The sequence below is a fragment of the Phycicoccus sp. Root101 genome, assembly GCF_001426245.1.
GTDB lineage: Bacteria > Actinomycetota > Actinomycetes > Actinomycetales > Dermatophilaceae > Pedococcus.
This window is the reverse complement of sequence record NZ_LMCM01000005.1, coordinates 543,312-555,314: the sequence shown is the minus strand read 5'-3', so window position 1 is coordinate 555,314 and position 12,003 is coordinate 543,312. Positions and strand designations below refer to the sequence as shown.

General features: G+C 70.7%; 11 protein-coding genes. 2 read left to right on the top strand and 9 right to left on the bottom strand.

Annotated features, from left to right (window positions below; all coding sequences use genetic code 11):
* Positions 1-117: 117 nt before the first annotated feature.
* Positions 118-291, top strand: a complete 174-nt coding sequence (locus tag ASC58_RS20510) for a CsbD family protein (RefSeq protein WP_082553041.1) — start codon at positions 118-120, stop codon at positions 289-291.
* 176 nt (positions 292-467) lie between these two features.
* Here ASC58_RS20510 and ASC58_RS07220 read toward each other — a convergent pair whose 3' ends face one another.
* The 8 genes from ASC58_RS07220 to ASC58_RS07185 all read right to left on the bottom strand — a co-directional run bounded on the left by ASC58_RS07220 (position 468) and on the right by ASC58_RS07185 (position 9,539).
* Positions 468-2,438, bottom strand: a complete 1,971-nt coding sequence (locus ASC58_RS07220; protein ID WP_157581528.1) for a DUF2207 domain-containing protein — start codon at positions 2,436-2,438, stop codon at positions 468-470.
* Entirely contained in the window at positions 2,435-2,917 is a 483-nt protein-coding gene (gene smpB, locus ASC58_RS07215; protein ID WP_056917014.1) for an SsrA-binding protein SmpB, read from the bottom strand. Before smpB ends, ASC58_RS07220 begins: the two co-directional genes overlap by 4 nt.
* A 114-nt stretch (positions 2,918-3,031) precedes the next feature.
* Entirely contained in the window at positions 3,032-4,441 is a 1,410-nt protein-coding gene (locus ASC58_RS07210) for a M23 family metallopeptidase (RefSeq protein ID WP_056917013.1), read from the bottom strand.
* 94 nt (positions 4,442-4,535) lie between these two features.
* Entirely contained in the window at positions 4,536-5,441 is a 906-nt protein-coding gene (gene ftsX / locus ASC58_RS07205) for a permease-like cell division protein FtsX (protein ID WP_056917012.1), read from the bottom strand.
* A gap of 33 nt (positions 5,442-5,474) precedes the next feature.
* On the bottom strand, positions 5,475-6,164 hold the full coding sequence (gene ftsE, locus ASC58_RS07200; protein ID WP_056917011.1) for a cell division ATP-binding protein FtsE: 690 nt from the start codon (positions 6,162-6,164) through the stop codon (positions 5,475-5,477).
* Between the two features lie 206 nt (positions 6,165-6,370).
* Positions 6,371-7,486: a peptide chain release factor 2 gene (gene prfB / locus ASC58_RS07195; RefSeq protein ID WP_056917490.1), complete on the bottom strand. Its 1,116-nt coding sequence runs from the start codon at positions 7,484-7,486 to the stop codon at positions 6,371-6,373.
* Between the two features lie 128 nt (positions 7,487-7,614).
* Positions 7,615-9,015 carry a GntP family permease gene (locus tag ASC58_RS07190; protein ID WP_056917010.1) on the bottom strand — a complete coding sequence of 467 codons (1,401 nt, stop codon included), beginning with the start codon at positions 9,013-9,015 and terminating at the stop codon, positions 7,615-7,617.
* Entirely contained in the window at positions 9,012-9,539 is a 528-nt protein-coding gene (locus ASC58_RS07185) for a gluconokinase (protein WP_056918809.1), read from the bottom strand. The genes ASC58_RS07190 and ASC58_RS07185 overlap by 4 nt, the downstream gene beginning before the upstream one ends.
* 176 nt (positions 9,540-9,715) lie before the next feature.
* Between ASC58_RS07185 and ASC58_RS07180 the strand changes: the two genes are divergently transcribed.
* Positions 9,716-10,459, top strand: coding sequence for a FadR/GntR family transcriptional regulator (locus ASC58_RS07180; RefSeq protein ID WP_056917008.1), 744 nt, complete (start codon positions 9,716-9,718; stop codon positions 10,457-10,459).
* Positions 10,460-10,474: 15 nt separating this feature from the next.
* Here ASC58_RS07180 and ASC58_RS07175 read toward each other — a convergent pair whose 3' ends face one another.
* Complete coding sequence (locus ASC58_RS07175; protein WP_056918808.1) at positions 10,475-11,869, bottom strand: S9 family peptidase; 1,395 nt, start codon at positions 11,867-11,869, stop codon at positions 10,475-10,477.
* Positions 11,870-12,003: the final 134 nt, after the last annotated feature.

The following is a 12,003-nucleotide window of genomic DNA, read 5'->3' as shown; positions in this document are numbered from 1 at the left end:
ACGGCGGTCAAGAAGCGGCCACCTCCCGTGCAAGTGAGATCGGTCGGCAGGCCAGGCCTGTCGTGCACAGCCGCCGGGCCCACCACCCGGCGTCACTCGATGACGAGGAGCGCAAACATGGGACTCACGGACAAGCTCGACAACACCAAGGACGACCTCGCCGGCAAGGCGAAGGAAGCCACCGGCAAGGCGACCGACAACGAGCGCCTCGAGGGCGAGGGCAAGGCCGACCAGGCCGAGGCCGATGTGAAGCAGGCCGGCGAGAAGGTCAAGGACGCCTTCAAGCACTGACCGACACGCACTGCGCGTCACGTGCGCGACACGTGCGCGAAGCGGGGGTTTGTTCGGCGAACCGGGAGATATTTCACCCGGTGTCGCCGAACAACCCCCGCTTCGTCGTGTCGGGACCAGGGCCGGGTATGGCGGGGCGCCTCGTTGGGGGCAACGGATCGGTGGTGGCCGGGCGCCTACCAGGAGCCGCCTGAGGAACCGCCGCCCCCACCGCCGGAGAACCCGCCCCCACCGGAGAACCCGGACCCGCCGGAGCTGCCCGGGGTGCTGGTGAACGTCCCACCCGCGGTCGTCGCGAAGGAGTCCATGCCGTCGGCGATCCCGCCGAACGAGCTCATGTCGCCACCGAGGTACCACAGCGGTGGCGTCACGACGTGGCCCGCGGCTGCAGCGGCCTCGGCGACCTTCTCGAAGGTCGAGGCCCACTGCGACGAGACGCCGAACACGATGGCGTAGGGCAGGTAGCGGCTGAACACGTCCTGCGCCTCCTCCCACTTGATCTGGGAGGCCTCGGCCGTGACGAGGTACTGCTTGAACCCCTCGGACTGCGCCAGCACCGCGCTGCCCTCGGCCGTGCGAGCCGCCATCCGTCGGCCGAGGAACAGCACGATGGCACCGGCCACCACCGCGCCCCCCACGAGGGCGATCCCGGGCGGCACCCCCAACCCGCTGCTGGCGCCCAGGCTCATCAACGGACCACCCAGCCAGATGCCCACGAACACGGGCACGAAGATCAGCAGCCCCCCGAGCGTGGTCCACGCGCCGCGCTGCGCCTGGGGCGAGCGGCGGAACCAGCCGCGGCGGACCACCTCGTCGTACATCAGCGACTGCACCCGCGTCAGGGTCGGCTTGAAGGTGTTCTTGAGGTCCGACAGGTCGCGCACCGGCGACGTCGCGAAGACACCGCCGAGCAGGGCCTCCTCGTACGGCAGCAGCGGCACGGTCGCCTGCTCGGCGGTCGGCGTCGTCCGGGTGAGCCGCCAGTCCTTGCTCTTGAACATCCCCGAGGTCATCGGCTCGATGGTCAGGTGGCCGCGCACGGCGAGGTCGACGAGGGTCGCGGAGACGTCGACGGTGTTGGCCGTCTCGTCGATGACGGTGCCCACGAGGCCGGGGGTCACCCCCTGCGGCGGGGTGAACTGCACGGCCACGACCCGTTTCCCGGCCCGGACGACGGGGGCCTGCGCCGCACTGCCGGGGACGGAGCCCGCGCCCTGGGCACCCGTGGCGCCCGGGGCGAGGCCCGGCGTCAGGCCGGGGGTGAGCCCGGCGTACTGCTCGTCGCGGCCGCGCGTGTAGACGAGGGTGCCCATCAGGCCGGCTGCCAGCAGGGGCAGGGTGACCCCGGCGCCGAGGGCCAGCGCCCCGAGGGCCTTGGACGTCTGGGTCGTGATCACCCCACCATCGCTGGACACCTCACCCTGGTGCAGGACCGGCTCCAGCGACCCGAACCCGTCCAGCGGCAGCGACGCCAGGATCGAGACGCCCTGGCCGGGTTCGGCTCGAGCGGCGCTGAACTGCGCCGTCGCGCCCGGGGTGGCCTGGCAGCGGTCGGTGGAACCGAGCTCCCCGAGGAAGCACTCGGCGCGGTCGGCGGCTCCGGGTCCGGTCACCGAGGCGCTGACGTCCTCGTAGGTGCTGTCGTTCGCCGGCCCGACGAGGTTGTAGTAGAACTCGGCATGGTCGTCGAACCCGTTGACGATCGAGGCGAGGTGGTAGCGCACGACATACCTCTGCGTCCCGGACACGGTCTGGTCCGGGTCGCCGACGCGGATCCGCACGGAGGTGCCGTCGGCGGCGTCGCTGACGGAGACGTCGGAGGGAGCGCCGGAGGGCGAGGACGCGCTGATGTCGCTGATGGGGTACTCGCGGTAGGTGTCCGTGCGGTCCTGGTACCCGGCGCGGACGGTGATGAAGCGCTCGATGCCGTGCCGGTCCTCGCCGGAGGGGAAGTGCCAGGTGATGTTCTCCGCGACGTCGACCGAACCGTCCTGGTTGACGGTGAAGTCGACGTGGAACTTCGTGGCGAGGTCGTCCGACGAGGCCGCGGACGCGGTGCCGCCGGAGAGGACCAGCGCAGCGAACCCGAGCGCCACCGCCCAGGCGGCCAGCACCCGGTGCCGACCAGCCCCCCCGACCCGGCTCATACCTGTGGGCGCCCCTTCGCGCCCAGCGCACGCTGGGCCTCGCGGTTGTCCTGCCGCTCGCGCAGGGCGTGCCGCTTGTCGTACTGCCGCTTGCCCTTGGCCACGGCGATCTCGACCTTGGCGATGCCGTCCTTGAAGTACATCTGCAGCGGCACGATGGTGTGGCCGCTCTCGGAGGACTTGCGGGCGATCTTGGTGAGCTCGCTGCGGTGCAGCAGCAGCTTGCGGCGCCGGCGCGGGGTGTGGTTGGTCCACGTGCCCTGGACGTACTCGGGGATGTGCACGCCCTCGAGCCAGAGCTCGTCCCCGCGCCACGCGGCATACCCGTCGATGAGCGAGGCCCGCCCCATCCGCAGGCTCTTCACCTCGGTGCCCATCAGGACCAGGCCTGCCTCGAAGGTGTCCTCGATGAGGTAGTCGTGGCGCGCCTTGCGGTTGCTCGCCACCACCTTGCGACCCTCGTCGTTGGCCTTGGGCATTGCCCCATCCCGTCTGTCGACACGTGCACGCTTCGTCGCCGGCCGGTCGTCGGTCAGCAGGTCAACGCTACCTGTTGGAGGGGGTGGGACGACGACGGGTTTGTCGGACCCGGGTCAGAGCCAGCGGCGCGGGTCCTTGGGGGTCCCGTCCTCGTAGGTCTCGAAGTGCAGGTGGCAGCCGGTCGACGAACCGGTCGTCCCGACGTAGCCGATGACCTGGCCGCGCGAGACGTGACCGGACCGCACGGCGTAGCGCTCCATGTGGTTGTACGTGGTGACGAGGTCGACGCCGCGCAGGACGCCGTGGTCGACCATGATGCGGTTGCCGTAGCCGCCGCCCCAGCCGGCCGAGATGATCTGGCCGTCGGCCGCCGCGCGGATCGGCGACCCGCAGTTGGCCGCGTAGTCACGACCGGCGTGCAGGCGCCAGTAGTGCAGGATCGGGTGGAACCGCATCCCGAACTCCGAGGAGATGGGCGCGGGCGACGGGGCGCTGAGGAAGCCGCCGGAGCTCGGCATGGACGGCAGCGTCGACCTCGGTATGGGGCGGTGCGCCTTGCGTGCGGCGGCCCGGGCACGCGCCTCCGCCGCGGCGCGGCGCGCAGCCGCGGCCTTGGCGGCCTTGGCGCGGGCGACCAGGACGGCCTTGAGCCGGGCCTGCTCCTTCTCGGCCGCGGCGAGCTTGGCCTTCTCCGCGCCCTTCTTGGCCTCGAGGGCCCTGGACTGCGCCGCCTGCTGGACGGCGAGGGCGTCGAGCTTCGCCTTCGCGGCGGCCGCGGTGGCGCGGGCCTGCGTCGCGCGGGCGAGGGCGACCTCGGCGGCCTTCTTCGCCGCGGCGACCTGCGCCCGCAGCGCCGCGATGTGGGCTTCCTGCGCCCGCGCGGCGGCCTGGGCCGTGGCCAGCCTGGTGATGGACTGGTTCTGCACGTCCATCACCGTGTCGGTGAGGGCGATGCGGTTGGCGAAGTCCTCCGGCGTCGTCGCGCTCAGCGCGACGGACAGCTGGCCCATCCCCTGGTCCTGGTAGAGCTGGGAGGCGAAGCGGGCGACCCGGGTGCGGGTGGCGGACAGGTCCTTGCGCGTGCCGGCCAGCTGGTCGACCGCGCGCGCCTGGTTGGCCTCGGCGACCCCGAGGGCCACGGCCATCTCGTCGTTGTGGGCGTCCGCCGCGGACTGCTGGGCGGTGGCCTTGTCGAGCACGGCCTGGGCGGCCGGCAGAGCGGCCCGGGTGCGCTCCAGTGCGAGGTAGGCGTCGCGCAGGTCCGCGGAGGTGTCCTCGAGCTGGCCCTGCAGCGCGTCGACCTGCTTGTCGACCTTCTTCTTCGCCTTGTCGGGGTCGGTGGCTCCCGGGGCGCTCGCGCCCAGCCCCGTGGTCGCCGCGGTGACGGCTCCTGCTGTCGTCGTCGCGGTCGTTGCCGCGGCGAGGGACGGGGTCGCCAGGGCGACCGAGCAGACCGCGGCGAGGCCCAGGGCGGTGAGCCGGACGGGGTGCGTGGCGCGACGGCGCGGGGGGATGGCGCTCATAGGCCTCATTGGTAACACAGGGCACACCAGTTTCTGGGGATTGGCGGTCGATTCGTGCCTGTGAATCGACCGATCGGCCGAGCCGGTCCCCGCGTCAGACGCGCAGGTACCGGCGCAACGTCGCCCACGAGGTGACGATCGCGATGATGAGCATGATCGCGGCCAGCGTCGGCGCGACGACCCAGACGTCTCCCGCTCCGACGATCGCCACGTCCGGGAGCTCGCGGGCCACGTAACCGGTGAGGTAGTGGATCGTCGCGTAGAGCAGGCCGACCGAGGCGCCCACCCCGACGAGCGTCGCGAGGACGATCTCCATGACGAACGGCAGCCGGATCGTGAGGTTGCTCGCCCCGACCAGCTTCATGATGCCGGTCTCTCTTCGGCGGGTGAACGCGGCCTGCCTGATCGTCGTCGCCATGAGCAGCACGGCGCAGATGATCATGATGAACGCCAGCCCCAAGGACGCCACGGTCACGCCGTTCATCACCGTGAACAGCTTGTCCAGCGTCTTCTGCTGGTCCTGGACGCGCCCCACCCCCGGGGCGCCCTGGAAGGCGCTGACGACCACGTCGTACTTCGTCGGGTCGGACAGCTGGACGCGGTAGCTCTGCGGGATGTCCCCGACCCGGATGCTGCTGGCCAGCGGGCTGTTGCGGAACTGCTCCTGGAACCGGTCGTAGGCCTGCTGCTCGGACTCGAAGTAGACGTTCTTGACCAGGGGCTTCATCTGGTCGAGCTGGTCCTTGAGCGCTGTCCGCTGCTCGTCGGTCACTCCCCGGCCGGCGCAGTTGGGCTCGGCGGAGTCGTCACCGCACATGAAGATCGAGACCTGGATGCGGTCGTACCAGAAGCCCTTGAGGGTGTCGACCTCGCGCTGGAGCAGCAGCCCCAGCCCGAGGAGGTACAGCGAGACCGTGGTCACGAGCATGACCGAGACGGCGATCGAGAGGTTCCGGCGCAGGCCGGTCCAGATCTCGCTGAGCATGAACTGCAGTCGCATGGGGTGAGGTCTCCCGAAGTCCGTGGCGTGCGGTCAGCGACCGCTGCCGTAGACGCCCTTGTTCTCGTCGCGGATGATGTGGCCGTTCTTCAGCTCGACGACGCGCTTGCGCAGCTGGTCGACGATGTCGTCGTCATGCGTGGCCATGACGATCGTCGTGCCGGTCCGGTTGATCCGGTCGAGAAGGCGGACGATGTCGAGACTGGTCGTCGGGTCGAGGTTTCCGGTGGGCTCGTCGCAGAGCAGGATCGGCGGCTTGTTGACGAACGCGCGCGCGATGGCGACGCGCTGCTGCTCACCACCGGAGAGCTCGTGCGGCAGCCGCTTCTCCTTGCCGTCGAGCCCGACCATCTCCAGCGTCTCGGGGACCACCTGGCGGATCGCGTGCCGGGACCGTCCCAAAACCTGCAGCGCGAAGGCCACGTTCTGGTAGACCGTCTTGTTGGGCAGCAGGCGGAAGTCCTGGAAGACCGTCCCGATCTCGCGGCGCAGGCGCGGCACCTTGCGCTGCGGCAGGCGCCCGACCTCCTGGCCCGCGACGAGGACGGCACCCTGGGTGACGCCCTCCTCCTTGAGGACCAAGCGCAGGAGCGTGGACTTGCCCGAGCCGGAGGACCCGACGACGAAGACGAACTCGCCTCGCTCGATCTCGAGGCTGATGTCGCTCAGCGCCGGTCGGCTGGACCGGGGATAGACCTTGCTGACGTTCTCGAAACGGATCATGCGCGGGACGTGAGCCTTACCGGGGGGCTGGATGGGACGGCATACCTGTCATGCGCGGGCGTCCACGCACGACGCACCCGAGGATAGGTCGCGCGCCGGCGTATGCCGCGCAGCAGCGCCCGCTCGGCGTGGCAGCCCAGGGTCAGGCAAGGGTCAGACCGGGGCAGCCCGAAGCGTCCTCGTCGCCGTCACGGCGGTGGGGAGGCCTACTCGGCGAGCTTCTGCTGCTCCTTGCGCCAGCGCACGCCCGCCTCGATGAAGCCGTCGATGTCGCCGTCGAACACCGAGGACGGGTTGCCGACCTCGAACTCGGTCCTCAGGTCCTTGACCATCTGGTACGGCTGCAGCACGTAGGACCGCATCTGGTCGCCCCAGCTGGCCTTGACGTCGCCGGCCATCTCCTTGCGCTCGGCGGCCTCCTCGGCCTGGCGCTGCAGCAGCAGGCGGGACTGGAGCACGCGCAGGGCGGCGGCGCGGTTCTGGATCTGCGACTTCTCGTTCTGCATCGACACGACGATCCCGGTGGGGATGTGGGTCATGCGGACCGCCGAGTCGGTCGTGTTGACGCTCTGGCCGCCGGGGCCGCTGGAGCGGAAGACGTCGACCTTGATCTCGTTCTCGGGGATCTCGATGGAGTCGGTCTGCTCGATGAGCGGGATGACCTCGACCGCGGCGAAGCTCGTCTGGCGACGGCCCTGGTTGTCGAACGGGCTGATCCGGACCAGGCGGTGCGTCCCGGCCTCGACCGAGAGGTTGCCGAACGCGTAGGGCACGTTGATCTCGAAGGTGGCGGACTTGAGCCCGGCCTCCTCGGCGTAGGACGTGTCCATCACCTGTGCGGGGTAGTTGTGGCGCTCGGCCCAGCGCAGGTACATGCGCATGAGCATCTCGGCGAAGTCGGCGGCGTCGACGCCACCGGCTCCGGCGCGGATGGTGATGACAGCCGCGCGCTCGTCGTACTCCCCCGACAGCAGCGTGCGGACCTCGAGCTCGCCGACCGCCTTCTGCAGCGAGACGAGCTCACGCTCGGCCTCGGCCATCGTGTCGGCGTCGCCGCCGTCCTCGGTGCCCATCTCGACGAGGACCTCGAGGTCGTCGATGCGCGAGTCCATGCTCTTGACGCGCTCGAGCTCGGAGTTGGCCCGGCTGAGGGCGGAGGTCACGACCTGCGCGGCGTCAGGGTCGTCCCAGAGGTCCGGCGCGGAGGCCTTGGCCTCGAGGTCGGTGATCTGCTCCTGCAGCGATGCCAGGTCGGTCACCTCACGCACGGAGTCCATGGTGGTGCGGAGGTTCTTGATCTCTTGCTGGAAGTCGACGGCCACGAAGACCAACTCTATGGCACCGGCCGCACCGCGCCGACCGCCCCGCTCCGACACGACATTGGGTGCCCAGATGGTCGGAGTTCCGACCGTCTGGGCACCCAAGGCGAGAAAGGGGCAGGCCGCCGCGGTCAGACGACCAGGCCCAGGAGCAGGACGAACACCAGGCCGGACACCGAGAGCACGGTCTCCATCAGCGACCAGGACTTGATCGTCTGGCCGACGCTGAGGCCGAAGTACTCCTTGACCAGCCAGAAGCCGGCGTCGTTGACGTGGGAGAAGAACACCGAGCCGGCGCCGATGGCCAGCACGAGCAGCGACACCTCGGAGGTGCTCATGCCGGCGGCCAGGGGCGCGAGGATCCCTGAGGCGGTGACCGTGGCGACGGTCGCCGAGCCCGTCGCGAGGCGGATGAGCACCGCGACGATCCAGGCGAGCAGGAGCACGGACAGGCCGCTGTTCTGCACCCAGTCGGCGACGAGGTTGCCGATGCCGGTGTCGACGAGGGTCTGCTTGAAGCCACCGCCGGCGGCGACGATCAGCAGGATGCCGGCGATGGGCGGCAGCGACTTCTCGAGCGAGGTCGAGAGCTCCTTGGTGCCCATGCCGGCGCCGCGGCCGAGGGTGAACATGCCGACGATGACGGCGATGAGCAGCGCGACGAGCGGGGTGCCGACGAAGTCGAGCACGGTGCGGACCGGGTTGTCGTCGGCGGCGATGAAGATGTCGGCGAGCGCCTTGCCCATCATCAGGACCACCGGGGTGAGGACGGCGAACAGGGTGACGGCGAAGGTCGGTCGCTGCAGGCGCTGCTCCCGGTCGTCGGCGGTGTCGAACATCTCCGGAGCGGGGACGTCCACCCAGCGGCCGGCGAACCGGGCGAAGAGCGGGCCGGCGATCGCGACCGTCGGCAGGGCGACCAGCACACCGAAGGCCAGGGTGATCCCGAGGTTGGCCTTGAGGGCGTCGATCGCCACCAGCGGACCGGGGTGCGGCGGCACGAGGCCGTGCATGGCGGACAGGCCCGCGAGGGCCGGGATGCCGACCTTGATGACCGACAGGCCGGAGCGGCGGGCCACCAGGAAGATCACGGGCATCAGCAGGACGAGGCCGATCTCGAAGAACATCGGCAGGCCGATCAGCGCACCGACCCCGGCCATCGCCCACGGGAGCGAACGAGCCGAGGAGCGCCCCACGATGGTGTCGACGATCTCGTCCGCTCCCCCGGAGTCGGCGAGCAGCTTGCCGAACATCGCGCCCAGCGCGATCAGGGTGCCGACACTGGCCGCGGTCGAGCCGAAGCCCTTGGTGAAGCTGGCGACGACATCGGCCATCGCGACACCGGCGATGGCGCCGACCGTCAGCGAGCCGAGGGTCAGGCCGAGGAAGGGGTGGAGCTTGAACTTCGTGATCAGGACGACGATCACGGCGATCCCGATCAGGGCCGCCGGGACCAGGCGCGCAGCCGGGATGTCCGGGACGTCGGCCGCAGCCAGGGCCGGCTGCAGGAACGTGAACAGGTCAGTGGTCATGCGAGCGACGCACCTTTCGTGGCGAGGACGTCGAGCGACTGCTCGACGAGGATGTCGACGGGTTGGGCGACGTCGAGGGCCTGGCCGATCTCGTCGGCCTGGAGGGGTTCGAGGGTGTCGAACTGCGAGTCGATGAGGGCCGCCGGCATGAAGTGCCCCGGACGGCCGGCCACCCGCGCGGCGAGGACGTCGCGGTCACCGTGCAGGTGGACGAAGACGGTCTGCGGGGCGACCGACGTGAGGATGTCGCGGTAGGCCCGCTTGAGCGCCGAGCAGCTGGCGACCCCGCCCGTGGCGGCGTGCTCGCCCAGCCAGGCGGCGATGGTCTGGAGCCACGGCCCGCGGTCGGAGTCGTCGAGCGGGATCCCGGCGGCCATCTTGGCGATGTTCTCCGGCGGGTGGAAGTCGTCGGCGTCCGCGAACGGGACCCGCAGCCGCTGCGCGAGGGCTGCTCCCACGGTCGTCTTCCCGGAGCCGGACACCCCCATCATCACGACGAGGGGTGGTCTGGTGGGGCTGGTCATGTCCGCGACTCCTTTGTCCGGTGAGCAGGTTCGTGCGTGGGGTGCTGGACCTCGGCATCGAGGCTTCCGTCCACCAGAGTCCATGATCAGATCAGTTTTGACAAGACTTCAGGCAAAACAAATCTTATTTATTGGCGTTCAGTGTTCGTGTCGTCCTCTTCTGGCACGCTGGCCCCATGCCTCCCACCGACGGCCCGCCCACCCCGGGAGCCGGCCTGCACGCCAACGTCCTCGACGCCCTCGGGCAGGAGATCGTCTCCGGCACCACGCCGGTGGGCGCCGTGGTGCGGATCGACCAGCTCGACGAGCGCTTCGGGGTGTCCCGCTCGGTGGTGCGGGAGGCGGTCCGCGTGCTCTCCTCGATGGGCCTGGTCGAGACCCGGCGCCGCCTCGGGGTCCGCGTCCGGCCGCGCACCCAGTGGAACGTCTTCGACCCCCGGGTCATCCGCTGGCGCCTCGACGGCCCGGACCGTGAGGACCAGCTGCTCTCACTCGGCGAGCTGAGGCGTGGCTTCGAGCCCGTGGCGGCCGAGCTCGCCGCCGACCGGGCCACCCCCGAGCAGTGCGGCGCCATGGTGGGCGCCGTCATGCGGATGACCGTGCACGCCAAGTCCGGCGACCTCGAGGCCTACCTGCAGGCCGACCAGGTCTTCCACACGACGATGCTCGAGGCGTCGGGCAACGAGATGCTCGCGGCCCTGTCGAACGTCGTCTCCGAGGTGCTCTCGGGGCGGACCCACCACCAGCTCATGCCGGCCCGGCCCAACCCGGTGGCCATCCGACTGCACGGCGACGTCGCCCAGGCCATCGGCTCCGGCGACGGACGGGCCGCCGCCGAGGCGATGACGGCGATCATCACCGAGGCGAGCGAGGCGGTGCGCAGGACCGCGGCGGCTCCCGAGGGAACCGCCGCGGACTGAGGCCCCGCCGGTGGGTCAGAGGGCGCAGGTGTTGACGACGTCCCCGCCGGCCGGGCGACGGACGAGACCGTCGGCGGGCGGCGCCATACCGCGCCCCACCCAGGCGGTCAGCACGTCGAACGCGCTGCGCGCACAGGGAAGCAGGGGGCGCAGCCGGTCGGGGTAGGCCGAGTAGAGCCCGTCGGTGTGCGTCCCGTCCTCGACCCGGTAGTAGCGGTGCAGGGCTCCTGAGCCGGCCCGGTCGACCAGGGTGTCGTAGACGTCGGAGTCGGTGGCCGCGGGGAGCAGCGTGTCGAGGGTTCCGTGGATCGTGATCATCGGCTTGCCGATCTTCCCCGTGAGCGACACCGACCTCACCGCGTCCTTCACCGCCTCGGGCCGCGAGGCGTAGTCGTAGTCGGCGTCGCAGCTCGGGGTCCCGCTGGCGCAGAACGGCACACCGGCGTCCAGGGCGCCGTCCCACGTGGGGTCGAACTCCTCGCGGTAGATGCGCTGGGTGAGGTCCCAGTAGTAGGTGTGGTGGAACGGCCACAGGAACTCAGACCCCGGGGCGAACCCGGCAGCGATCATCGCGTCGTGGGCAGCGGGGTCGCCGGTGGCGGCGTACCTGGGGTAGTTCTTCAGCGCAGTCGGCAGGTACGTCAGGAGGTTCGGCCCCTCGGCGCGGAAGAGGGTTCCCTCCCAGTCCACCCCGCCGTCGTAGAGGTCGGGTCGGTTCTCGAGCTGCCAGCGCGTGAGGTAGCCACCGTTGGAGATGCCGACCATCCAGGTGCGCTTCGGGGACTTCGCGTAGACCTTCCTCAGGGTCGACTTCGCCGCCACCGTGAGCTGGGTGACGCGGGAGTTCCACTCGCGGATCGAGCCACCGGGGGCGCTGCCGTCCCGGTAGAACGCCGCACCGGTGTTGCCCTTGTCTGTGGACGCGAACGCGTAGCCCTTGCTCAGCACCCAGTCGCTGATGATGAAGTCGTTCGCGTACTGCGCCCGCGTGCCCGGCGCCCCGCTGACGACCAGGCCCCCGTTCCAGTGGTCGGGGATGCGGAGCACGAACTGCGAGTCGTGGTTCCAGCCGTTGTTGGTGTTCGTCGTCGAGGTGTCCGGGAAGTAGCCGTCGACCTGGATGCCGGGGACACCCGCCGGGTTCACGGTGCCGGCGGCGTTCAGGCCGGCCCAGTCGTTCGGGTTCGTGTGCCCGGACGCGACCGTCCCGGCCGTGGTGAGGTCGTCGAGGCAGGCCACCTTCTGGGCCTGGGCCCCCGGGACCGCGACCTTGGACTGGCGGGCACAGTGCCCGCCCTGCGGCTTGTCCGCCGAGGCGGGGGCGGCAGTGGCCAGTCCGCCCAGCAGGGCGAGGGTGGCAGTGGTGGCGAGGGCGGCGATCCGCCGGCGTGACGTCGTTGTCGGGCGCATGCCCGTCATGCTTCGCCCGGCGTCGTGCCTGCTCAATGTGGGTGAGTCACACAAACCACCCGTATGCCGTGTGCGCCCGGTGCCCCGTCCGCCGGCGCCGCGCCCGCCGGGCCCGCCCGGCGCCGCCGGGACGG

Bases quoted from the DNA above. Each gene is read 5' to 3' on its own strand.
- ASC58_RS20510 (WP_082553041.1), top strand. From the start codon at position 118: ATGGGACTCACGGACAAGCTCGACAACACCAAGGACGACCTCGCCGGC.
- ASC58_RS07220 (WP_157581528.1), bottom strand. From the start codon at position 2,438: ATGAGCCGGGTCGGGGGGGCTGGTCGGCACCGGGTGCTGGCCGCCTGG.
- smpB (WP_056917014.1), bottom strand. From the start codon at position 2,917: ATGCCCAAGGCCAACGACGAGGGTCGCAAGGTGGTGGCGAGCAACCGC.
- ASC58_RS07210 (WP_056917013.1), bottom strand. From the start codon at position 4,441: ATGAGCGCCATCCCCCCGCGCCGTCGCGCCACGCACCCCGTCCGGCTC.
- ftsX (WP_056917012.1), bottom strand. From the start codon at position 5,441: ATGCGACTGCAGTTCATGCTCAGCGAGATCTGGACCGGCCTGCGCCGG.
- ftsE (WP_056917011.1), bottom strand. From the start codon at position 6,164: ATGATCCGTTTCGAGAACGTCAGCAAGGTCTATCCCCGGTCCAGCCGA.
- ASC58_RS07190 (WP_056917010.1), bottom strand. From the start codon at position 9,015: ATGACCACTGACCTGTTCACGTTCCTGCAGCCGGCCCTGGCTGCGGCC.
- ASC58_RS07185 (WP_056918809.1), bottom strand. From the start codon at position 9,539: ATGACCAGCCCCACCAGACCACCCCTCGTCGTGATGATGGGGGTGTCC.
- ASC58_RS07180 (WP_056917008.1), top strand. From the start codon at position 9,716: ATGCCTCCCACCGACGGCCCGCCCACCCCGGGAGCCGGCCTGCACGCC.
- ASC58_RS07175 (WP_056918808.1), bottom strand. From the start codon at position 11,869: ATGCGCCCGACAACGACGTCACGCCGGCGGATCGCCGCCCTCGCCACC.